Source organism: Prosthecodimorpha staleyi (genome assembly GCF_018729455.1).
Classification (GTDB): Bacteria; Pseudomonadota; Alphaproteobacteria; order Rhizobiales; family Ancalomicrobiaceae; genus Prosthecodimorpha; species Prosthecodimorpha staleyi.
In genome coordinates this window covers 509407-530818 of sequence record NZ_JAHHZF010000001.1, presented here as the reverse complement: position 1 = coordinate 530818, position 21412 = coordinate 509407, and the positions used below count along the sequence as shown (strand labels likewise).

General features: G+C 70.4%; 19 protein-coding genes. 15 read left to right on the top strand and 4 right to left on the bottom strand.

Annotated elements, in window-relative coordinates:
* Window positions 1-60: 60 nt before the first annotated feature.
* Together KL771_RS02270 and KL771_RS02265 are read left to right on the top strand one after the other, a co-directional pair.
* A complete protein-coding gene (locus KL771_RS02270; protein ID WP_261966935.1) occupies window positions 61-1008 on the top strand; it encodes a DUF2182 domain-containing protein in 948 nt (315 codons plus the stop codon).
* A 111-nt stretch (window positions 1009-1119) separates the two neighbouring features.
* Complete coding sequence (locus KL771_RS02265) at window positions 1120-1842, top strand: TerC family protein (protein WP_261966934.1); 723 nt, start codon at window positions 1120-1122, stop codon at window positions 1840-1842.
* Window positions 1843-1960: 118 nt separating this feature from the next.
* Here the strand turns inward: KL771_RS02265 and KL771_RS02260 are convergent, their stop codons facing one another.
* Complete coding sequence (locus KL771_RS02260; protein ID WP_261966933.1) at window positions 1961-2485, bottom strand: cytochrome b; 525 nt, start codon at window positions 2483-2485, stop codon at window positions 1961-1963.
* A 110-nt stretch (window positions 2486-2595) separates the two neighbouring features.
* Entirely contained in the window at window positions 2596-3771 is a 1176-nt protein-coding gene (gene ribA, locus KL771_RS02255; RefSeq protein WP_261966932.1) for a GTP cyclohydrolase II RibA, read from the bottom strand.
* A 240-nt stretch (window positions 3772-4011) separates the two neighbouring features.
* Between ribA and KL771_RS02250 the strand changes: the two genes are divergently transcribed.
* Window positions 4012-4701 carry a RibD family protein gene (locus tag KL771_RS02250; protein WP_261966931.1) on the top strand — a complete coding sequence of 230 codons (690 nt, stop codon included), beginning with the start codon at window positions 4012-4014 and terminating at the stop codon, window positions 4699-4701.
* Here KL771_RS02250 and KL771_RS02245 read toward each other — a convergent pair.
* Window positions 4635-5714, bottom strand: coding sequence for a GlxA family transcriptional regulator (locus KL771_RS02245; protein ID WP_261966930.1), 1080 nt, complete (start codon window positions 5712-5714; stop codon window positions 4635-4637). The two genes, KL771_RS02250 and KL771_RS02245, sit on opposite strands and share 67 nt — an antisense overlap.
* A 103-nt stretch (window positions 5715-5817) precedes the next feature.
* On the opposite strand from KL771_RS02245, the gene KL771_RS02240 reads away from it, so the two are divergent.
* Genes KL771_RS02240 through KL771_RS02225 form a run of 4 tightly spaced genes read left to right on the top strand, consistent with a single transcriptional unit; the run spans window position 5818 to window position 10845 of the window.
* Window positions 5818-7068: a sarcosine oxidase subunit beta family protein gene (locus tag KL771_RS02240; protein ID WP_261966929.1), complete on the top strand. Its 1251-nt coding sequence runs from the start codon at window positions 5818-5820 to the stop codon at window positions 7066-7068.
* Between the two features lie 36 nt (window positions 7069-7104).
* Window positions 7105-7383 carry a sarcosine oxidase subunit delta gene (locus KL771_RS02235; protein WP_261966928.1) on the top strand — a complete coding sequence of 93 codons (279 nt, stop codon included), beginning with the start codon at window positions 7105-7107 and terminating at the stop codon, window positions 7381-7383.
* Window positions 7380-10313, top strand: a complete 2934-nt coding sequence (locus tag KL771_RS02230; RefSeq protein WP_261966927.1) for a sarcosine oxidase subunit alpha family protein — start codon at window positions 7380-7382, stop codon at window positions 10311-10313. Before KL771_RS02235 ends, KL771_RS02230 begins: the two co-directional genes overlap by 4 nt.
* Complete coding sequence (locus tag KL771_RS02225) at window positions 10306-10845, top strand: sarcosine oxidase subunit gamma (RefSeq protein WP_261966926.1); 540 nt, start codon at window positions 10306-10308, stop codon at window positions 10843-10845. The genes KL771_RS02230 and KL771_RS02225 overlap by 8 nt, the downstream gene beginning before the upstream one ends.
* Before the next feature lie 43 nt (window positions 10846-10888).
* On the opposite strand, the gene KL771_RS02220 is transcribed toward KL771_RS02225, so the two are convergent.
* A complete protein-coding gene (locus KL771_RS02220) occupies window positions 10889-11809 on the bottom strand; it encodes a LysR family transcriptional regulator (protein WP_261966925.1) in 921 nt (306 codons plus the stop codon).
* Between the two features lie 133 nt (window positions 11810-11942).
* On the opposite strand from KL771_RS02220, the gene KL771_RS02215 reads away from it, so the two are divergent.
* The 8 genes from KL771_RS02215 (at window position 11943) to purM (ending at window position 21403) form a co-directional block, all read left to right on the top strand.
* Window positions 11943-13472: an ABC transporter substrate-binding protein gene (locus KL771_RS02215; protein WP_390866508.1), complete on the top strand. Its 1530-nt coding sequence runs from the start codon at window positions 11943-11945 to the stop codon at window positions 13470-13472.
* Window positions 13473-13595: 123 nt separating this feature from the next.
* Window positions 13596-14513, top strand: a complete 918-nt coding sequence (locus tag KL771_RS02210) for an ABC transporter permease (RefSeq protein WP_261966924.1) — start codon at window positions 13596-13598, stop codon at window positions 14511-14513.
* Window positions 14510-15478, top strand: coding sequence for an ABC transporter permease (locus KL771_RS02205; protein WP_261966923.1), 969 nt, complete (start codon window positions 14510-14512; stop codon window positions 15476-15478). The genes KL771_RS02210 and KL771_RS02205 overlap by 4 nt, the downstream gene beginning before the upstream one ends.
* 4 nt (window positions 15479-15482) lie before the next feature.
* Window positions 15483-16460: an ABC transporter ATP-binding protein gene (locus tag KL771_RS02200; protein WP_261966922.1), complete on the top strand. Its 978-nt coding sequence runs from the start codon at window positions 15483-15485 to the stop codon at window positions 16458-16460.
* The gene (locus tag KL771_RS02195) at window positions 16457-17446 is read left to right on the top strand and encodes an ABC transporter ATP-binding protein (protein ID WP_261966921.1); all 990 of its coding nucleotides are present in this window, start codon (window positions 16457-16459) and stop codon (window positions 17444-17446) included. Before KL771_RS02200 ends, KL771_RS02195 begins: the two co-directional genes overlap by 4 nt.
* A gap of 89 nt (window positions 17447-17535) precedes the next feature.
* Complete coding sequence (locus KL771_RS02190) at window positions 17536-18957, top strand: M20 family metallopeptidase (RefSeq protein ID WP_261966920.1); 1422 nt, start codon at window positions 17536-17538, stop codon at window positions 18955-18957.
* The gene (locus KL771_RS02185; protein ID WP_261966919.1) at window positions 18954-20105 is read left to right on the top strand and encodes a M20 family metallopeptidase; all 1152 of its coding nucleotides are present in this window, start codon (window positions 18954-18956) and stop codon (window positions 20103-20105) included. Before KL771_RS02190 ends, KL771_RS02185 begins: the two co-directional genes overlap by 4 nt.
* Window positions 20106-20323: 218 nt before the next feature.
* Entirely contained in the window at window positions 20324-21403 is a 1080-nt protein-coding gene (purM, locus tag KL771_RS02180; protein WP_261966918.1) for a phosphoribosylformylglycinamidine cyclo-ligase, read from the top strand.
* Window positions 21404-21412: the final 9 nt, after the last annotated feature.

The following is a 21412-nucleotide window of genomic DNA, read 5'->3' as shown; positions in this document are numbered from 1 at the left end:
CCAGGACGCGATTGTCGTGCTAAGAGGATAAATCCGGTTTCGACGAGACACGCGCCCGCCATGCCGTCCCCTTCCGCGACCATCGCTTCCGATCCCGAGCCCCGGACGTCCGGCCGGGACGCGGCCCTGCGCGTGCCGGCGCCGCTCCTGGTCTCCTTCGCGCTCGCCGTCGGCCTCGGCTGGGCCTGGCTCGCCGTGCTGGTCGCCGCCATGCTGCCGGCGACCGACATGACCGCGCTCGGCCCCGGCATGGGCTGGCTGAACAGCTTCAACATCTTCGCCGGATTGCCGGACGGCGCAAGGGCAGCGCTCGCGGTGCTGTGCACGCCGGATGCGGGCCATTTCGGCATGCCGGGGGCGGGGGCCTGGGGGGCGGGCGATCTGGCGCTGGTCTTCCTGATGTGGCTCGCCATGGTGCTGGCCATGATGCTGCCGAGCGCCGCGCCGATGCTCGCCGCCTTCCATCGCCGCGCCGGGGCCGAGCGGCTCGGATCGACCGCGACCGTGCTGGTCGCGCTCGGCTATCTGACGGTCTGGACTCTGTTCGCGGTCGCCGCCACCGTCGTCCAGGCCGGGCTGACGGTGGTCGGCGCGCTGACGCCGGCCATGGCGCCGGCCAGCCTGGTGCTCGCCGGTTCGACGCTGATCGCCGCCGGCCTCTACCAGCTGACGCCGATGAAGGCCGCCTGTCTGGTGCGCTGCCGCGTTCCGGCGACCGCGCTCGCCTCCGGCTGGCGGGCGCGGGCCGGCGCGGCGTTCGGCTTCGGCATCGATCAGGGCATCGCCTGCTTCGGCTGCTGCTGGGCGCTGATGGCGGTGATGTTCGCGGTCGGGATCATGAACGTGGTCTGGGTCGCCATCCTCGGCGCGGTGATGACGGTCGAGAAGGCGGCCATGTCGCGGGTGCTGTCATTCGCGATCGGCGCGTTTCTGGCCGTCTGGGGCGCCGGGCTAATCCTGGCCTCGCCGGTCGGCGCGCGGCTGCTCGCCGCAATCGGTCTGGGATGATAAAAACCTGACAAACCGGGTCTTGTGGTCATTCCGTAACGTTCTATCTCCTGCGCATCGGTTAAGCTGCCGGCGCGGGGCCGGGCGGCACACCGCATCGCGAGGAGTGGGATGATCGAACTGCTGACGGATCCGACGGTCTGGGCGAGCCTGATCACATTGACGGCGCTCGAGATCGTGCTGGGCATCGACAACGTGGTCTTCATCTCGGTGGTGACCTCCAAGCTCAGCCCGGAACTCGCCAAGCGCGCGCGCCAGATCGGCCTGATGCTGGCACTGGTGTTCCGCATCATCCTGCTGTTCTTCATCTCCGCCATCGTGGCGCTGAAGGACCCGGTCTTCACCGCCTTCGGCCTGGCGCTGTCCTGGAAGGACATCATTCTGATCGTCGGCGGCGGCTTCCTGATCTGGAAGGCGGTCGGCCATATCCATGACGAGGTCGAGGAGGACGCCGTCGGCGAGGCCAAGGTGTCGGCGCCGAAGGCCTTCAACATGGTGATCGGCCAGATCGTCCTGATCGACCTGGTCTTCTCGGTCGATTCGATCATCACCGCGGTCGGTCTCGCCGACCATATCGAGGTGATGGTCGCCGCGGTCGTGATCGCCGTCGGCGTCATGTATGTCGCCGCCGGCCCGGTCTCCGCCTTCATCGAGCGGCATCCGACCACCAAGGTGCTGGCGCTGGCCTTCCTGCTGCTGATCGGCGTCGCGCTGGTCGCCGACGGCCTCGGCTTCCACATCCCGCGCGGCTACATCTACACGGCCATGGCCTTCTCGGCCGCCGTCGAGGCGATCAACATCGTCAAGCGGCGCAAGAAGAACCGGCCGATGTGATGTCGGATCGGCCGTCCGGGGCGCCTATGGCGCGCCCCGGACGGTGCTCTTCGGACCGGGCAGCCGCCATGCCGGCCGGCATCCCGGGGCGACCGTCAATCCTGGCCGCAGGCCGCCGTCATACCGGCCACATGCGCCGCATCAGGCCGTCGCGCTGGACGATGGTGTGGAACATGGCCCCGGCGAAATGGACCAGCACGGCGGCGGTGAACGCGATCGCCAGAACCTGGTGGGCGCCGATCAGAATTTTGAACAGCCCTTCGTCCTTCGGGGCGATCGCCGGCAGATTGAACAGCCAGTAGACCGAGACCGTCGCCCCGAAGGCGTTGGCCGCCGCCCAGCCGGCCAGCGGCGTGGCGAACATGAAGCCGTAGAGCGCCCAATGCACCGCTTCGGCCGCGAATTTCTGTAAGGACGGCATATGGTCGGGCAGCGGCGGCGGACGATGCGTCGCCCGCCAAGCCAGCCGAAGCACGGCGAGGCACAGGATCACGAAGCCGGTCGAGCGGTGCAGGTCGTAGAGGGTGTTCTGGTTCTCGACATTCGCGATGACGATGCCGCCCGCGATATTGGCGATGACCAAAAGGGCGATCAGCCAGTGCAAGGCCCTGGCGACCCGGGTATAGCGCTGCGCGTCTCCCATCGGCGTTCCTCCTTCGGCAGGACATGTGCCGCAGAGTCGACGCTAGCAGGCTGCGCCGGCCGCGTCTGTTCCCCTGGGAACCGGCGCGGCCGCATCGGGCGTCGGCTCGTCTATTCCGCGGCTGTCGCCCGCGCCGAAGCGAGCAGCGCCGCCTCGACCTCGTCGACCCAGGCGGTATCGATCAGGTGGCCGGCGCGTGCGGCCTTGGTCTTGAGATAGTTGGCATTCTCGAGCGTGACCGGCGTCTTGACCGGTTCGCGCGAAACCACGGTCAGGCCGGCGCGCCGCAGCGCCTCGAGCTTGCGCGGATTGTTGGAATGCAGGGCCACACGGGTATAGCCGAGCAGCTGCAGCATCCGCGCCGCTTCAGCATAGTCGCGCTCGTCGTCGCGGAAGCCGAGCTGGGCATCGGCGTCGATGGTGTCGAAGCCGGTCTCCTGCAGCCGATAGGCGCGCATCTTGTTGGCGATGCCGATGCCGCGGCCCTCCTGGTCGAGATAGAGCAGCACGCCGCCGCCGATCTCGTGGAAGCGCGCGACGGTGTTGCGCAGCTGGTCGCCGCAGTCGCATTTCAGCGAGCCGAACAGGTCGCCGGTCAGGCAGGCGGAGTGTAGGCGCACCGGCACCGGCGCATCGACCGGCGGGGTGCCGACCACGATGGCGACCTGGTCGTGCAGGCTGCCGCCGCCGCGGAAGACCACGAAGCGGCTCGGCACGTCGGGGCGCAGCGGCACGCGCGCCTGCGAAACGATCATCAGGTCGGACGGCACGCTGGCCCGATAGGCCGCGACCTCGCCGATCGTGACACCGACCACGAAGGGCGCGATCTCGGCGATGCGCGCGGGCGACAGCGCCATCAACACGACGCTCGGCGCGAGATGGGCGAGGCGGGCGATGTCGACCGCGGCGCGCCCGAAGGCGTCGGCCGGCCGGAGATCGGCGGCGACCGGCGTCGCGGCGGTTTCGCGCGTGCCGAGCACCAGTCCGGCAATGGTCGCGGCATCGACTCCGGCATGCATGTCCAGCGCCACGGCATCCGGATCGTGATCCAGGAGACCCAGCCAATGCGCCCGGCGTCCGGTCAGGATCAGGCTCGGCGCCCGGCCGCCGGCCAGCGCCGACAGCGCGGCCAGCCGGGCATCGTCGAGCCCTTCGCTCGGGGCAGCCAGAAGCGACGCGCCGTCGTGATCGCAAATCAGGCAGGGTCGTCCTGAACGGAATTCCGCCACCGCGCGTTCGACGCCGCGACGGGCATCGCTTCCGAACAGGGTTTCCAAGGCCGTCATGCAACGCGTCTCCCGGCGCAGCGTTTCTTGAAATGCTGCGGATACAGATCAGACGAGACCGGATTTCATCGGCGCGATGCCGCTTTCCTGTTCGTCACATCGCCATATACATATCTCCGCACCGGATGGATGACATCCCGTGAACGAAAATGTGAGGCGAGACCGCTGACATCCTATCACGACCAGCCGGGCGAGGCCGAGTGGCGCGCCATCACGACCGCCTGCAAAAGCGGCGGTGCAATGCCCGGCCCATGGGCAGCCCTGTTCGATCCGTTCCGGGCCGCCCGGTTCGTGGTCGGCCAGTTCGGCCAGTCGCTCGACGGTCGGATCGCGACGCCGACCGGGGAATCCAAATATATCAACGGGGAGGGCGGGCTCGCCCACCTGCACCGGCTGCGCGCCCTGGTCGATGCCGTCGTGGTCGGCGTCTCGACGGCCGTCGCCGACGATCCGCAGCTCGGCGTGCGCTTCTGCGAAGGCCGTTCGCCCGCCCGCGTCGTGATCGATCCCAACGGGCGGACGCCGCGGGCGCTCCAACTTTTTCGTGAGGACGGCGCCCGGCGCGTGGTGGTGACCGGCCCGGGCGCGGCGCCCGACCTGCCGCCCGGCGTCGAGCATCTGACCGTGGACGCCGGACCGGGCGGCCTGGCGCCGGCCGCGGTCGCCGGCGCGCTGGCGGCGGCGGGGCTCGGCCGGCTTCTGATCGAGGGCGGCGCGCAGACCGTGTCGCGCTTCCTGGCCGCTGGTGCGCTCGACCGGCTGCATGTCATCGTCGCCCCGGTGCTGATCGGCGCTGGGCCGACCGGCATCGCGCTGCCGGGTGTGGAACGGCTTGCGGACATACTCCGGCCGCCGGCCGGCATCTATCGGCTCGGCGGCGACGTCCTGTTCGATTGCGATCTGGCCGCCGTCCGCCCGGCCGCATCGTGACCCGGGCCGTCCCGGCCCGATCCGTCGCGAGACGAACCCTCGCGGCCGGCCTGATCGGCGCTCGGCGGCAGGCCGAACCGGGCCCGGTAGCTGCGCGAGAAATGACTTGCGCTCTGGAAGCCGCAGGCGGTCGCCACCTCGATCACCGACAGCCCGCTCTGGGTCAGCAGCCGGCGCGCCCGGTCGAGCTTGAGGGCGAGCGCGTGGCGGCCGATCGTGGTGCCGAGACGGGCGGCGAAGAGGTCCTCCAGCCGGCGCACCGACAGTCCGGCCATGCGCGCCAGCCGGAGGCGGGACGGCGCCTCGGTCGGGTTCGCTTCCATATGCGACAGCACGCGCAGGAGCCGGGGATCGGCGATGCCGAGCCGTTCGGCCGTGCCGGTGCGCTGCGGCGTGCCGCCGACGCGCAATTCGCTACGCAGGAACCAGTCGCCGACGGCCGCGGCCAAGGCCGCGCCGTGATCGCGCGCGATCAGTTCGATCATCATGTCGAGCGCCGCCACGCCGCCGGCCGAGGTCATCCGGTCGCCGTCGATCTCGTAGACGGTGCCTGTCATTTCGACATCCGGGTAGCTCTCCGCGAAGGCCGGCAGGTGCTCCCAGTGGATGGTCGCCCGCCGGCCGGCGAGCAGTCCGGCGCGGGCGAGCAGGAACGGGCCGCCGGAAATGCCGCCGAGCCTGACGCCGCGCCGCGCCAGATTGCGCAGCCAGGCCTCGGTCGGACCGTGCTCGATGGTCGACGGATTGCCGCCGGCGAAGACGACCAGGGCGTCGAGCCGGACATCGTCGCCGATGCGCCCGTCCGGCACGATCGGCACGCCGCTCGAGGCCATCACCGGTCCGCCGTCGACCGAGAAATGGCGCCAGCGATAGAGCGTCCGGCCCGAGAGCCGGTTGGCCGCACGCAGCGGTTCGCTGGCGCAGGCATAGGACATCATCGCGAAGTCCGGCAGGAGCAGGAAGCCGACGGACTGTTCCGCGCTTTCAGGCAAGAAATCGGCGCTCTCGGGCATGCAGCGGATGTCCTAGCCCGGGAAACTGGCGGCCACAACGGTTTTCGCCGACCGTCCCGCATCGTCCTGGCCCGTCTGCCCTTCTGAGGCCCCGCGCGCTCCCATGACCTATTCGATCGCCTCGCTCGTCGCCGGTGCCCTGACCGGGCACCGCCACTGGAAGCCGGCTTGGCGCAAGCCTGCACCGAAGCCCGCCTACGACATCGTCGTGGTCGGCGGCGGCGGCCACGGGCTCGCCACCGCCTATCATCTCGCCGCCACCTTCGGCATCCGCAACGTGGCGGTGGTCGAGAAGGGCTGGATCGGATCGGGCAATGCCGGCCGCAACACCACCATCATCCGGTCGAACTATCTGCTGCCCGGCAACGTGCCCTTCTACGAACTGTCCATGAAGCTCTGGGAGCGCCAGGAGGCCGATCTCAACTTCAACACCATGGTCAGCCAGCGCGGCGTCCTCAACCTCTACCACTCGGATTCCCAGCGCGACGCCTATGCCCGGCGCGGCAATTCCATGCGTCTGCACGGTATCGACGCCGAACTCCTGACCCGCGAAGAGGTGATGGCCCGCCATCCCTATCTCGACTACGACAATGCCCGCTTCCCGATCCGCGGCGGCCTCCTGCAGCGGCGCGGCGGCACGGCGCGCCATGACGGCGTCGTCTGGGGCTATGCGCGGGCGGCCGACCGGCTCGGCGTCGACATCATCGAGAATGCCGAGGTGACCGGATTCCTGCGCGAGGGCGGGCGGATCGTCGGCGTCGAGACCAGCCGCGGCGCGATCCGGGCCGGCAAGGTCGGCATGGCGGTCGCCGGCAACACCTCGCGCGTCGCCACCCTGGCCGGCCTGCGCCTGCCGATCGAGAGCCACGTCCTGCAGGCCTTCGTCTCGGAGGGGCTGAAGCCGACCGTCGACGGGGTGATCACCTTCGGGGCCGGCCATTTTTATGTCAGCCAGTCGGACAAGGGCGGCCTGGTCTTCGGCGGCGACATCGACGGCTACAATTCCTACGCCCAGCGCGGCAACCTGCCGGTCATCCGCGATGTCTGCGAGGGCGGCATGGCGGTGATGCCGATGATCGGCCGGGCGCGCATCCTGCGCCACTGGGGCGGCATCATGGACATGAGCATGGACGGCTCGCCGATCATCGACCGGACGCCGATCGACGGGCTCTATCTCAATGCCGGCTGGTGCTACGGCGGCTTCAAGGCGACGCCGGCCTCCGGCATGACCTTCGCGCATCTGCTGGCGCGCGACGAGCCGCACCCCGACGCGGCGCTGCTGACCCTCGACCGCTTCCGCACCGGCGCGGTGGTCGACGAAAAGGGCATGGGCGCCCAGCCGAACCTGCACTGATGCCGCACCCGCACTGATGCCGCGCGAGCCGAAACCATGCTGATCACCTGTCCTTTCTGCGGTCCGCGCGATGCGGCCGAATTCACCTACCGGGGCGACGCCGCGCCGGTGCGGCCTGCAGCCGATGCCGGCGAGGCGGCCTTTTTCGATTACGTCTATCTGCGCGACAATCCGGCCGGTCCGATCCGCGAGCACTGGTTCCACCGCGCCGGCTGCCACGGCTGGGTGACGGTGGCGCGCGATACCCGGACCCATGCGATCGAGTCCGTCGTGGCGGTGGAAGCTGCGGCGGTGGCCGAGGGAGGCGCCCGATGAGCGGCTATCGTCTGACCGCCGGCGGCACGCTGGTCGATCTCGCCACCCGCCTGTCCTTCCGCTTCGACGACAAGGCCTACCAGGGTCTTGCCGGCGACAGCCTCGCCTCGGCGCTGCTCGCCGGCGGCGTCACCCTGTTCGGGCGCTCGTTCAAGTATCACCGCCGCCGCGGCCTGGTCGCGGCCGGGCCGGAGGAGCCGAACGCGCTGGTCGAACTGCGCGGCGGCGCCCGGCGCGAGCCGAACCTGAAGGCGCCGGTGGTCGAGCTCTATGACGGACTGGAGGCCTGGAGCCAGAACCGCTGGCCGTCGCTCGGCTTCGACCTGATGGCGGTCAACGGCCTCTTCGATAAGCTTTTCGTTGCAGGCTTCTACTACAAAACCTTCAAGTGGCCTGCGAGCTTCTGGGAGAAGCTCTACGAGCCGCTGATCCGGCGCGCGGCCGGCCTCGGCCGCCTGTCGGGCGAACCCGATCCGGACAGCTACGAGACCGCGACCGCCCATGCCGACCTGCTCGTGGCCGGTTCCGGCCCGGCCGGCCTGCTCGCAGCCCGCACCGCAGCGCGGGCTGGCCGGCGTGTCATCCTGGTCGAGCGCGAGGCCCGGCTCGGCGGCTCGCTCCTGACCACGCGGCGCATGATCGACGGCCAGCCCGGTGCCGCCTGGGCGGCTGCGGTCGAGGCCGAACTCGAAGCCGCACCGCAGGTCCGCATCCTGCGGCGCACCACCGTGTTCGGCACCTATGACGGCGGCCAGTTCGGCGCGCTGCAGCGGGTCGCCGACCACCTGCCCGTACCGCCGCCGGATTGCCCGCGCCAGCGCGCCTGGACGCTCGTCGCCGGCGAGGCGATCGTCGCGGCCGGCGCCATCGAGCGGCCGATCGTGTTCCCCGGCAACGACCTGCCCGGCGTCATGCTGGCCGGCGCGCTGCGCCACTACGCGGTCGGCTATGGCGCGGCGGCCGGCCGCGCCGTCACGCTCTTCACTGCCAATGACAGCGGCTGGCACGCCGCCGCCGACCTGATCGCCTCCGGCGTCACGGTCGCGGCCGTGATCGACCCACGCGCCGATGTCGACCCGGTGCTGACCGCCGCGGTGGCGGCCGGTGGCGGGCGGGCGCTCGCCGGTGCCCGGCTGCGGCGCGCGCTCGGCGGCAAGGCCCTGGAGGCGATCGACGTCGATCTGTCCGGCGGCGGGTCCGACCGGATCGTGACCGACGCGCTCGGTGTCTCGGGCAACTGGCAGCCGGACATCCAGCTCGCCACCCATCGCGGCGACCGCCCGGTCTGGTCGGAGGCCCATGCCGCCTTCACGGCCGGGAAACTGCCGGCCGGTATCCGCCTCGCCGGCGCGGCCGCCGGCACCTTCCGCCTCGCCGACATCTTCGCGGCCGCGGGTGCGGAGGCCAAGGTCGATCACGAGGGCGCGGCGCTGACGCCGTTCTGGCATGTCGGCGGCGCGAAGGGCGCCGGCAAGGCCTTCGTCGACTTCCAGCACGACGTGACCGATGCCGACGTGGCGCTGGCCGCGCGCGAGGGCTACGTCTCGGTCGAGCATCTGAAGCGCTACACGACGCTCGGCATGGCGACCGACCAGGGCCGTACCGCCAACCTGAATGGCCTCGCCATCCTGGCCGAACTGACCGGCCGCACGATCCCGCAGACCGGCATCACCACCATGCGTCCGCCGGTCGAACCGGTGGCGATCGGGGCGCTCGCCGGCCATCACCGCGCCATGGCGTTCCGGCCCCGCCGGCTGCCGCCGATCCACATGGTGGCGATCGAGCGCGAGGCGCAGATGATCGAGGTCGGCCCGTGGTGGCGGGCGCAGTGGTTCCCGCTGCCGCACGAGACCGACTGGCAGCAGAGCGTCGACCGCGAGGTGACGACGGTGCGCAACGCCGTCGGCGTCTGCGACATGTCGACCCTCGGCAAGATCGAGGTCTTCGGCCCGGACGCCGCCGCCTTCCTGACGCGCCTCTGCGCCAATTCGGTGATGAAGCTGGCGGTCGGCCGCTGCGCCTATTTTCTGATGCTGCGCGAGGACGGCTACGCCTATGACGACGGCACCGTCGCCCGGCTCGGGCCGGAACGCTTCGTCATGACCTGCTCGACCGCCCATGCGGCCAAGGTCTACGAGCAGGTCGAATATGCCCGGCAGGTGCTGTTTCCCGAGATGGACGTGGTGGTGCAGTCGATCACCGAGCAATGGGCGCAACTGGCTCTGGCCGGCCCGCGCGCCCGCGACGTGCTCGCCCGCATCGTCGATCCCGGCTTCGACCTGTCCGGCGCGGCCTTCCCGCCGGTCGCCTGCGCCGAGACGACCGTGCTCGGCGGCGTGCGCGCGCGCCTGTTCCGCCTGACCTTCTCGGGCGAGCTGGCCTTCGAGATCGCCGTTCCAGCCCGGCGCGGGGCGGAGCTGATGCGGCGGCTGCTGATTGCCGGCCAGGAGTTCGGCATCGTGCCCTACGGCACCGAGGCGGTCGGCGCGATGCGCATCGAGAAGGGTCATCCGGTCGGCTCGGAGATCAACGGCCAGACCACCGCCCACATGCTGCGGCTCGGCGCCTTCGCCGAGCGCAAGCACGACTGCATCGGCCGCGTGCTGGCGGCTCGGCCCTACCTGACCGATCCGGCCCGGGGCCGGCTGGTCGGGCTGAAGCCGGTCGACCGGACCGCGCGGCTGAGGGCCGGCGCCCATCTCCTGCCCAAGGGACCGGACGCCACCGCCGCCCATGACCAGGGTTGGATCACCTCGGTCGCCCATTCGCCGACGCTCGGCTCATGGATCGGGCTCGGCTTCCTCGCCCATGGCGACACCCGCCACGGCGAGATCGTGCGCGCCTACGATCCGGTGCGCGGCGGCGACGTGGATGTCGAGGTCGTCGCCCCCTGCTTCGTCGATCCGGAAGGGAACCGCGCCCGTGCCTGATGCCGTCACCGCCCGTCCGTTCGAGACCGGCTTCGCCGCGATCGTCGCCCCCCGCAGCCGGGCCGCCGCCGCCCGGTCCCGCTTCGCCGAAACCTTCGGCTTCGCCCTGCCGGAGGGGCCGCGTCTCGCCCGCGCCGGCGACCTCATGGCCTTCGGCATCGGCGTCGACCACTGGGTCGCGGCCGCCCCCGGCGACGGCTGGGCGCTGGAGCGGCGCCTGGCGGATGCGCTCGGCGAGACCGCGCTGGTCACCGACCAGACCGACGCCCGCGAGGGCTTCCGGATCGAAGGCCCGGCCGCGCGGCTCCTCTTGGAGACCGGCTGCAGCCTGGATCTGCATGCCTCGGTCTTCCCGGCCGGTGCGGCGGCGGTCACCGAGATCGCCGGCATGCCGGTCTGGCTGTGGACCGAGGATGCCGCATCCTTCCGGATCGCGGTCTCGCGCAGCTATGCCGAGAGCTTCGCCCAATGGCTCGATCATGCCGTTGCGTCGACGCGGGCGCGGGTCGCGGCCGGCGAACGGGCCGCCTGACGGACCGGACGGCCGGATTGGCGCTTCCGTTCGCCGGTGCGGGTCAGCCGCCCGGCGATGGGTAGCTCGCCAGCAGGTCGTCGATCGCGGCGATGACATGCACCGCGAAGGCTTCGGCGGCGTCGGGCAGGCGCCGGCCGAGCATGGCCTGGACCTCGTAGCGGCGCTGATCGACGGCCGGTCCGGTGATCGGCACCGAGGCGATGCGCTCCTGCGTCGAGCGGGTGTGGACCGTGAAGGCGCTGGCGATCGTGAGGCCCCCGCCCATCTCGACGAAGCTCCACAGCGCGGCGATATAGTTGGATTCCAAGACCGGCTCGACCGTCACCCCGGCGAGCCCGCAGGCGATATCGAAGATCTGCCGGGCCGTGGTGTCCTTCTCGGGCAGGGCGAGCGGTTCGCCCGCCAGTTCGGCCAGCGACAGGGCCGCGCGCCCGGCGAGCGGATGGTGGCGCGACATCACCGCGACGATCTGGGCCCGCCCGGCCGCGATGATGCGCACGTCCGGTTCCGGCGCGAAGGTGAAGGTCAGCCCGATATCGACATCGCCACCGCGCACCAGGCGCGTCACCGCGCCCGGCGCCGTCACCTTGAGCTCGAAGCGGATGCCCGGATGCTGCTCGCGGAAGGCGCGGATCGCGGCCGGCACCAGGATCATGCCGAAGCCTTCGGTCGCGGCGACCCGCACGACGCCGGTCGCCAGTCCGCGCAGGCGCTGCAGATCGAGCACAACGCCCTCGGCATCCAGGAAGGTGCGGCGGGCATGCCGCGCCAGCAATTCGCCGGCCTGGCTCGGCACCATGCCGCGCGGGCGGCGCTCGAACAGTTCGACGCCGAGATCGGCCTCCAGCTTGCCGATCTGCCGGCTGATTGCCGAACCGGCCACGTTCAGGCGAAGCGAGGCTTCCGCGATCGATCCGGTGCGGACGACCTCCATGAAGTAGCGCAGTGCCGTGCCGTGCATGCCGTTGGTTTCCATGCATTGCCGAAACGGCAATGATCCAATCCAAATATTATAATTGTGAGAGGCCGTTTTGCCTATTACCGTGCCATGGTCAACTTTGGTGCAGCGCACACAACCACGGTGGAGATGGGACATGGTGGCAATCGAGCGCGGAAGCCTGTGGGTCCTGGCGGCGGCGATGGCGTTCGGCCTGCCGGGCGCGGCCCTGGCCGGCAAGGCCAACGATACGCTGGTCTATGCATCCGACAGCGAGCCGGAAAACATCAGCCCCTACCACAACAACGTGCGCGAGGGCGTCATCATCGCCCGCCACGCCTGGGAGACGCTGATCCACCGCAACCCGAAGACCGGCGCCTACGAGCCCTATCTGGCCACGTCCTGGACCTGGGTCGACCCGGTCACGCTGGACCTCGAACTGCGCAAGGGCGTCACCTTCCATGACGGCTCGCCCTTCACGGCCGACGACGTCGTCTTCACCTTCAACTACGTGCTGACGCCCGAAGCCAAGGTGGTCACCAAGCAGAACGTCAACTGGATGGCGTCGACCGAGAAGCTCGACGACTACAAGGTCCGCATCAAGCTGAAGGGGCCGTTCCCGGCCGCGCTCGAATATCTCGCCGGCCCGACGCCGATCTTCCCGGCCGCCTATTTCAAGAAGGTCGGCCTCGACGGCTTCGCCAAGGCGCCGATCGGCACCGGACCCTACCGGATCACGTCGGTCGACAGCGGCAAGGGCGTCAAGCTGGAGAAGTTCAAGGCCTACTGGAAGGGCAGCCCGCTCGGCGACGTGGCCATCGGCAAGCTCGAGTTCCGGGTCATTCCGGACGGCGACACCCGCATGGCCGAGCTGATGACCGGCGGCGTCGACTGGATCTGGCGCGTGCCGACCGATCAGGCCAAGCAGCTCGAATCCGTGCCCAACGTGACCGTGCTGGCCGCCGAGACCATGCGCGTCGGCTTCCTGCAGTTCGACGCTATCGGCCGCACCGACCCGAACACGCCTCTGAAGAGCGAGAAGGTCCGACAGGCCATCTCGCATGCCATCGACCGCAAGGCGATGGTGGACAATCTGGTGCGCGGCGGCGCGCGCGTCATGCACTCCGCCTGCTTCATCGATCAGACCGGCTGCACCGACGAGGGCGTGCCGCGCTATACCTACGATCCTGCGAAGGCCAAGGCCCTGCTCGCCGAGGCCGGCTATCCGAACGGCTTCGACATCGAGTTCTATGCCTATCGCGAGCGCGACTATGCCGAGGCGGTGATCGGCTATCTGCGCGCCGTCGGCATCCGCGCCAAGCTCAACTACCTGAAATACGGCGCCCTGCGCGAACTGAACCGGGCCGGCAAGGTGCCGATCTACTACCAGACCTGGGGCTCCTTCTCGGTCGGCGATGCCTCGGCCTTCACCGGCGTGTGGTTCAAGGGCGACGAGGACGACATGAGCCGCGATGCCTCGATCAAGGCGCTGCTCGACAAGGCCGACACCACCATCGACCTCGCCCAGCGCAAGAAGACCTATCAGGAAGCCCTCTCGGCGATCGCCGCCAAGGCCTACCTGTTCCCGCTCTTTTCCTATTCGACCAACTACGCCTTCTCGTCCGACCTTGCCTTTGCGGCGCAGCCCGACGAGATGCCGCGGTTCTACGCGGCCCGCTGGAAGTGAGGCGAGGGGCGGGCGGTCGGGATCCGATCCCGAAGCCCGCCACCCGCGGCCGGACCTGCCGGACATGGCGCGCCGCTCCGCCCGTGCGCCATGTCGCCCGCTCCCCGGTTTCCGGAGGCTTCCATGCTTCTCTACGTCCTGCGGCGCCTCGGCGTCGCGCTGTCGGTCGCCCTGACCGTCTCGATCGTCGCCTTCCTGCTGCTGCATCTCTCCGGCGATCTGGCCCTGGCGATCGCCGGACCCGAGGCGTCGCCCGCGCAGGTCGAGCAGGTCCGGGTCCAGTACGGCCTCGATAAGCCGCTCGCGGTCCAGTATCTCGACTGGCTTGCCGGGGCGCTGCATTTCGATTTCGGCCGGTCCTTCTATTTCCGCGAGACGGTCGCCGCGCTGGTCGCCGAGCGCATGCCGGTGACCATGACGCTCGGCGCCATTGCGCTCGGCCTGGCCCTCTTGGTCGCGATCCCGCTCGGCGTCGTCGCCGCGGTCAACCGGGGCGGCTGGATCGACCGCGCCGCGCTGGTCTTCTGCGTGCTCGGACAGGCGATCCCGACCTTCTGGCTCGGCCTGACGCTGATCCTCGTCTTCGCCGTCAACCTGCGCTGGCTGCCGGTCTCCGGCAATGCCACCTGGGCGCATTTCGTCATGCCGGCGATCGCGCTCGGCTGGTACGCGGTGCCGGCGGTGATGCGCCTGACCCGCAACGGCATGCTCGACGTGCTCGCCTCCGACTATATCCGCACCGCCCGCGCCAAGGGCCTGCGCTGGCCGACGGTGCTGTTCAAGCATGCCCTGCGCAACGCCGTGGTGCCGGTCGTGGCGCTGGCGGCGGTGCAGTTCGGTTTCATGCTCGGCGGCTCGATCGTGGTCGAGGCGGTCTTCTCCATGCACGGTCTCGGCCATCTCGCCTGGGAGGCGATCGGCCGCAAGGACTTCCCGGTCGTGCAGGCGATCGTGCTGCTGCTCGCCTCGATCTATATCGGCCTGACCTTCCTGGCCGATCTCCTCAACGCCTGGCTGGACCCGAGGATCCGCGTCGCATGACCGCTCCCGCGCCTTCCGCCGCCCTGTCGGCCACCGACCGGTCGCCCGCCGCCCCGTCGCCCGCCAACCTGTCCTCCGCCGCCGCGCTCGAAGCCGTGCCGCCGCGCCGCTCGCCGGCGGCCCGCTTCCTGCGCCGCGCCGGCCGCAATCCGAGCTTCATGATCGGCGCCACCGTGCTGGCGGTGATCGTCGCGATGGCGCTGTTCGCACCGCTGATCACCGCCTACGACCCCTACGACCAGGACATCGCCCGCCGGCTGATCCCGCCGGTCTGGCACGCCAAGGGCAGCTGGGAGCATTGGCTCGGCACCGACAAGCTCGGTCGCGACTACTTCGCCCGGCTCGTCTACGGCGCCCGCATCTCGCTCCTGATCGGCATCGCCACCGTTATCGTGTCCGGCCTGATCGGCACCGCGCTCGGCGTCGCCGGCGGCTATTTCGGCGGCCGGGTCGACATGGCGATCGGCTATGTGGTCAATGTCCGCCTGGCGCTGCCGGTCGTGCTGATCGCGCTCGCCGCCGCCGCCCTGGTCGGCTCCTCGCTCGAAACCGTCATCCTGGTGCTCGGGCTCCTGCTCTGGGACCGCTTCGCCGTGGTCGCCCGTTCGGCCACCATGCAGGTCGCCCATGCCGACTATATCGCCGCCGCCCGGGCGATCGGCTGCTCGACCCGGCGCATCGTGCTGTCCGAGGTGCTGCCCAACATCCTCAATCCGCTGATCGTGGTCGCCACCCTGGAGATGGCCCATGCCATCCTGCTCGAGGCCGCGCTCTCCTTCCTCGGCCTCGGCGTGCAGCCGCCGCTGCCGTCCTGGGGGCTGATGATCGCCGAGGGCAAGCAGTTCATGTTCTTCAGCGCCTGGGTGATCGCCATTCCGGGCGTGGCGCTGGCGAGCCTCGTCCTGGCGATCAACCTCCTCGGCGACGGCCTTCGCGACGTGACCGCGCCCGAGAACCGGAGCTGAACCGATGGCGCTGCTCGAAGTCGACCGCCTGACCATCGACATCCCGACCGAGGCCGGCCTGCTGCATGCGGTCGGCGGGGTCTCCTTCACGCTGGAGCGCGGCGAGACGCTGGCCATCGTTGGCGAGAGCGGGTCGGGCAAGTCCCTGACCTCGCTCGCCCTGATGGACCTGCTGCCGGCGCGCGCCATCCGCAAGGCCGCGACCCTGCGCTTCGACGGCATCGACCTGATGGCCGCCGGCGAACGGCAGAAGGAGGACCTGCGCGGCGACCGCATGGCGATGATCTTCCAGGAGCCGATGACCTCGCTCAACCCGGCCTACACGATCGGCGACCAATTGACCGAGGCGCTGCGCCGGCACCGCAGCGTGTCGGCCAAGGCGGCGCGCGAGCGGGCGGTGCATCTCCTGGAGCGCGTCGGCATCACGGCCGCGGCGTCCCGGCTCGGCCAGTATCCGCACCAGCTCTCCGGCGGCCTGCGCCAGCGGGTGATGATCGCCATGGGGCTGATGTGCGAGCCCGACCTGATCATCGCCGACGAGCCGACCACCGCGCTCGACGTGACCATCCAGGCCCAGATCCTGCGCCTGTTGCGCGACCTGCAGCAGGAATTCGGCATGGCACTGATCCTGGTCACCCACGATCTCGGCGTCGTCGCCCGCGTCGCCACCCATGTGGCGGTGATGTATGCCGGCCGCCTGGTCGAGACCGGCACGGTGCGCGAGGTGTTCGGCGCGCCGAGCCATCCCTATACGCGCGGCCTGCTGCGCTCCATCCCGGTGCCGGGGCGGACCCGGCCGGGCGAGCCGCTCGGCACCATCCCGGGCCAGGTGCCGGGCCTGGTCGGGGACGTCTTCGGCTGTGCCTTCCGCAACCGCTGCGACCATGCCGTCGAGATCTGCGCCGGCGCGATCCCCGAGCGCGGGCTCGGCGGCAGCCACCGCATGGCCTGCATCCTCGAGACCGTCGGGAGTCCGCAATGACCGTTCCGGTGCTCGAACTGAGGAATGTCACCAAGACCTACCGGGTCGGCCAGGGCTTCATGAAGCCGAAGGCGACGCTGACGGCGGTCGGCGGCGTCTCGCTGACGGTCGCCCGCGGCGAGGTCCATGCGCTGGTCGGGGAGAGCGGGTCGGGCAAGTCGACGCTCGCCAAGCTGCTGCTCGGCCTGATCGCGCCGTCCTCCGGCGAGATCCGTATCGACGGCGTGCCGATCGGCGAGACCGACCGGCGCGAGGTCGCCCGGCGCATCCAGCCGGTGTTCCAGGACCCCTATTCGTCGCTCAATCCGCGCAAGTCGGTCGCCGATCTGGTCGCGCTGCCGCTGGTCGCCCACGGCATCGGATCGTCGGCCGAGCGGCAGGCCAAGGTCGCCGAGATGCTCGATGCGGTCGGCCTGCCGCGCCGGGTGATCGACGCCTATCCGAACCAGCTTTCCGGCGGCCAGCGCCAGCGCGTCGCCATCGCGCGCGCCCTGGTCATGCGGCCGGACGTGCTGATCTGCGACGAGCCGACCTCCGCGCTCGACGTTTCCGTCCAGGCGCAGATCCTGAACCTGCTGATGGACTTGAAGCGCGAGTTCCGGCTGACCTACTTCTTCATCAGCCACAATCTGGCGGTGGTCGAACATCTCGCCGACCGGGTCGCGGTGATGTATCTCGGCCGGATCGTCGAAGAGCGGGGACGGGAAGGGCTGTTCGGCGCGCCGGCGCATCCCTATTCGCGCGCCCTGCTCGACAGCGTGCTGACGCCCGATCCCGATCTCGGCATGCCGGAAGCTGGCATTTCCGGCGCCTTCCCGAACCCGATCGACCCGCCGTCGGGCTGCACCTTCCACCCGCGCTGCCCGCGCGCGTTCGAGCGCTGCAGTCGCGAGGCCCCGGCCAGCGTGGCCTTCGCCGACGGTTTCGCCACCTGCCATCTCGCCGTCCCGGTGCCGACACCAATCTCGGCCAGCGTCTCCGGCTGACCGTCAGAATTCTTGCCGGCACGGCCGGCGAAATCCGATCCGTCCCGCCTAACCGATCGACCCAAGCAACCGACCCAAGGTCCCGTCCCATGTCCGACATGCCGTCGCGCGCCGGCGCCGTCGCCCGCGCCGCCGATCTCTTCGCCTCCGGCCGCTTCCTCGCCGATCTCACCCGCCGGGTGGCGATCAAGACCGAGAGCCAGTCCGGCCAGCGCGGCGTCGAACTCGCCGCCTATCTGACCGACGAGATGGTGCCCTGCCTCGACCGGCTCGGCTTCACCTCGACCCTCGTCGCCAATCCGGTTCTCGGCCGCGGGCCGTTCCTGATCGCGGAGCGGATCGAGGATGCCGACCTGCCGACCGTGCTCATCTACGGCCATGGCGACGTGGTGCTCGGTCATGAGGGCCGCTGGCGCGCGGGGCTGGAGCCCTGGTCGGTGACCGTCGAGGGCGACCGCTGGTACGGCCGTGGCACGGCCGACAACAAGGGCCAGCATTCGGTCAATATCGCCGCCCTGGAGGCGGTCCTCGCCGAGCGCGGCGGCCGGCTCGGCTTCAACGCCAAGATCCTGATCGAGATGGGCGAGGAGGCCGGCTCGCCGGGCCTGCGCGCGCTCGCCGAGGCCCAAGGCGCCCGGCTCGCCGCCGACGTGCTGATCGCCTCCGACGGTCCCCGCCTGACCGCCGAACGCCCGACCGTGTTCCTCGGCTCGCGCGGCGCCATGAACATCGATCTCTCGGTCGACCTGCGCGAGGGCGCGCACCATTCCGGCAACTGGGGCGGCCTGCTCGCCAATCCGGGCACCATCCTGGCCAACGCCATCGCCTCACTGGTCGACGGCAACGGCCGCATCCTGCTCGACGCCCTGCGCCCGCCGCCGATCCCGCCGGCGGTCCGGGAGGCGATCGCCGACCTCAAGGTCGGTGGCGGCCCGAACGATCCGGAGATCGACCGCGACTGGGGCGAGCCGGGCCTGACGCCGGAAGAGCGGGTGTTCGGCTGGAACGCGCTCGAGGTGCTCGCCTACGAGACCGGCACCCCGGCGGCGCCGGTCAATGCCGTGCCGGCCTCCGCCAAGGCGACCATCCAGCTGCGCTTCGTCGTCGGTACCGATCCGGTCGCGGCGGTCGATGCAATCCGCGCGCATTTCGCCGCGAATGGATTCGAGAAAGTTCAGGTTCGTTCGAGCCGCATGGAGACCTTCGCGGCGACGCGGCTCGATCCGAACGACCCCTGGGTCGGCTGGACGCTGGCCTCGCTCGCAGCCACCACGGGCAAGAAGCCGGCGCTTCTGCCCAATCTCGGCGGCTCGATTCCCAACGACGTGTTCTCCGAAGTGCTCGGCCTGCCGACCATCTGGGTGCCGCATTCCTATCCGGCCTGCTCCCAGCATGCGCCGGACGAGCATCTGCTCGGCTCCGTCGCCGAGGAGGCTTTGCGAATCATGGCCGGTCTGTTCTGGGATCTCGGCGAAACCGGTCCTGAGATCCTGGAGGCCCGCCGCGCATGACCACCCTCGCCACCCGGGCCAGCGCCTGGCTCGCCCCCCGCCGCGCCGAGATGGAAGCTTTCCTCCAGCGCCTGGTCGACATCGATTCCGGCAGCCGCGACCGGGCCGGCATCGATGCGGTCGGCGACGCCATGGCGGCGCTGCTGGAGGCCGACGGCATCGCGGTCGAGCGCTTCCCCGATGAGACCTACGGGTCTGTTCTGAAAGCGGAAATCCCGGGACGCAGCGGCGGCGCGCCGGTCCTTGTGATGGGCCACCGCGACACCGTCTTCCCGAAAGGGACCGTCGCCCGCCGGCCGTTCAGCCGTGACGGCGACATGGGCTTCGGACCCGGCGTCGCCGACATGAAGGGCGGGCTGGTCGTCGATCTTTTCGTGCTGAGGGCGCTGAAGGCCGCCGGTGGCACGGACTTCCCGCTGATCGGCCTGTTCACCGCCGACGAGGAGATCGGCTCGCCCTCCGGCCGGCCGATGATCGAGGCCGTCGCCCGGGGTGCCCGCGCCGCGTTCAATGCCGAGCCCGGCCGGGCCTCCGGCAATGTGGTGACGGCCCGCAAGGGCGGCATGACGCTCGACATCACGGTGACCGGCAAGGCCGCCCATTCGGGCGCCAATCATGCCGACGGCGCCAGCGCGATCGGCGCGCTCGCCGCCAAGATCGTCCGCCTGCACGCCCTGACCGACTATGCCGCCGGCATCACCACCAATGTCGGCACCATCCGGGGCGGGCGCACCCACAACACCGTCGCCGACCATGCGGAAGCCGAACTCGACATCCGCTTCGTCGCCGTCGACCAGCTCGACGGCATCCTGGCGGCAGTCGACGCCATCCTGGCCGCCGAGGACGTGCCCGGCACCCGGGCCGGCTACGAGAAGGGGCACCTGTTCCTGCCGCTGGAAGCGCGCCATTCGGCCGACCTCTTCGCCCGCTACCAGGCCGCTGCGGCCGCGACCGGTTTCGCGGTCGAGGGCGAGTTCACCGGCGGCTGCGCCGATTCCGGCTTCACCGCCGCCCTCGGCGTGCCCTCGCTCTGCGGCCTCGGCCCGGTCGGCGGCGGCGCCCACACCGACCAGGAATGGTGCCGCCTCGACACCCTCGTTCCCCGCGCCCAGGCCCTGGCCGCGACCATCGCCGGACTGGACGGGTAGGGGCGGGATCAAGAGAGGCAGGATGGGGAGCGAGCGGGACGGGGAGGGGCCGGGCCGCGAAGGGCACAGTGTTGACGGACCGGCGCGCCGCGCCCTTGCATTCCGCGCCACGATGGTTCATGTCCGGCCCGGATCCCGGCTTTTGCCGGACCCCGGCTCCGGCCGACCACCGGCTTTGGCCGAACCACTCCCTTTTTCGCGACAAGAGCCTGCGACCCATGAGCGACGACCAGAACGGCAACGGCTGGACCTATGCCAAGGCCGGGGTCGATATCGACGCCGGCAACCTGCTGGTCAAGCGCATCAAGCCCTTCGTCAAGGCGACCGCGCGGGTCGGGGCCGATGCCGAGATCGGCGGTTTCGGCGGCCTGTTCGATCTCAAGGCCTGCGGCTATGCCGACCCGGTGCTGGTCGCGGCCAATGACGGCGTCGGCACCAAGCTGAAGGTCGCCATCGATGCCGGGATCCACGCCCATGTCGGCATCGATCTCGTCGCCATGTCGGTCAACGACCTCGTCGTGCAGGGCGCCGAGCCGCTGTTCTTCCTCGACTATTTCGCGTGCGGCAAGCTCGATGTCGATGTCGCGGCGAGCGTCGTGGAAGGCATCGCGGCGGGTTGCCGGGAGGCCGGCGCGGCGCTGATCGGCGGCGAGACCGCCGAGATGCCCGGCATGTACCAGGACGGCGACTACGACCTCGCCGGCTTCGCTGTCGGGGCGGTCGAGCGCACCGGAATCCTGCCGCGCGCCGATGTCGGCCCCGGCGACGTGATCCTGGGGCTCTCGTCGTCAGGTGTGCATTCGAACGGCTATTCGTTGGTCCGGCGCATTGTCGCCGCGGCCGGGCTGACCTGGCAGGACGCCGCGCCCTTCGCCGCCGGCACGACGCTCGGCGCGGCGCTGCTGACGCCGACGCGCATCTACGTCAAGCCGGTGCTGGCCGCGATCCGCGCCACCGGCGCCGTCAAGGCGCTCGCCCATATCACCGGCGGCGGCTTCTGGGAGAACATCCCCCGGGTCCTGCCGGCCGGCACGGCGGCGCGCATCGATCTCGCCCGCATCCCGGTCCTGCCGGTCTTCCGCTGGCTGGCGGCTGCCGGCGGCGTCTCCGAGCGCGAGATGCTGCGCACCTTCAACTGCGGCATCGGCATGGTGCTGGTGGTCGAGGCGCCCCGTGCGGCCGAGGTCGTCGCCAGCCTGGCGGCGTCCGGCGAGACGGTGGTCGAACTCGGCACGATCGAGGCCGGGCCGGACGAGCCCTTCGTCGACCCGGTCGGCAGCCTGGATCTTGCTCGATGACGACGGCGC

Bases quoted from the DNA above. Each gene is read 5' to 3' on its own strand.
- KL771_RS02270 (WP_261966935.1), top strand. From the start codon at position 61: ATGCCGTCCCCTTCCGCGACCATCGCTTCCGATCCCGAGCCCCGGACG.
- KL771_RS02265 (WP_261966934.1), top strand. From the start codon at position 1,120: ATGATCGAACTGCTGACGGATCCGACGGTCTGGGCGAGCCTGATCACA.
- KL771_RS02260 (WP_261966933.1), bottom strand. From the start codon at position 2,485: ATGGGAGACGCGCAGCGCTATACCCGGGTCGCCAGGGCCTTGCACTGG.
- ribA (WP_261966932.1), bottom strand. From the start codon at position 3,771: ATGACGGCCTTGGAAACCCTGTTCGGAAGCGATGCCCGTCGCGGCGTC.
- KL771_RS02250 (WP_261966931.1), top strand. From the start codon at position 4,012: ATGCCCGGCCCATGGGCAGCCCTGTTCGATCCGTTCCGGGCCGCCCGG.
- KL771_RS02245 (WP_261966930.1), bottom strand. From the start codon at position 5,714: ATGCCCGAGAGCGCCGATTTCTTGCCTGAAAGCGCGGAACAGTCCGTC.
- KL771_RS02240 (WP_261966929.1), top strand. From the start codon at position 5,818: ATGACCTATTCGATCGCCTCGCTCGTCGCCGGTGCCCTGACCGGGCAC.
- KL771_RS02235 (WP_261966928.1), top strand. From the start codon at position 7,105: ATGCTGATCACCTGTCCTTTCTGCGGTCCGCGCGATGCGGCCGAATTC.
- KL771_RS02230 (WP_261966927.1), top strand. From the start codon at position 7,380: ATGAGCGGCTATCGTCTGACCGCCGGCGGCACGCTGGTCGATCTCGCC.
- KL771_RS02220 (WP_261966925.1), bottom strand. From the start codon at position 11,809: ATGCACGGCACGGCACTGCGCTACTTCATGGAGGTCGTCCGCACCGGA.
- KL771_RS02215 (WP_390866508.1), top strand. From the start codon at position 11,943: ATGGTGGCAATCGAGCGCGGAAGCCTGTGGGTCCTGGCGGCGGCGATG.
- KL771_RS02210 (WP_261966924.1), top strand. From the start codon at position 13,596: ATGCTTCTCTACGTCCTGCGGCGCCTCGGCGTCGCGCTGTCGGTCGCC.
- KL771_RS02205 (WP_261966923.1), top strand. From the start codon at position 14,510: ATGACCGCTCCCGCGCCTTCCGCCGCCCTGTCGGCCACCGACCGGTCG.
- KL771_RS02200 (WP_261966922.1), top strand. From the start codon at position 15,483: ATGGCGCTGCTCGAAGTCGACCGCCTGACCATCGACATCCCGACCGAG.
- KL771_RS02195 (WP_261966921.1), top strand. From the start codon at position 16,457: ATGACCGTTCCGGTGCTCGAACTGAGGAATGTCACCAAGACCTACCGG.
- KL771_RS02190 (WP_261966920.1), top strand. From the start codon at position 17,536: ATGTCCGACATGCCGTCGCGCGCCGGCGCCGTCGCCCGCGCCGCCGAT.
- KL771_RS02185 (WP_261966919.1), top strand. From the start codon at position 18,954: ATGACCACCCTCGCCACCCGGGCCAGCGCCTGGCTCGCCCCCCGCCGC.
- purM (WP_261966918.1), top strand. From the start codon at position 20,324: ATGAGCGACGACCAGAACGGCAACGGCTGGACCTATGCCAAGGCCGGG.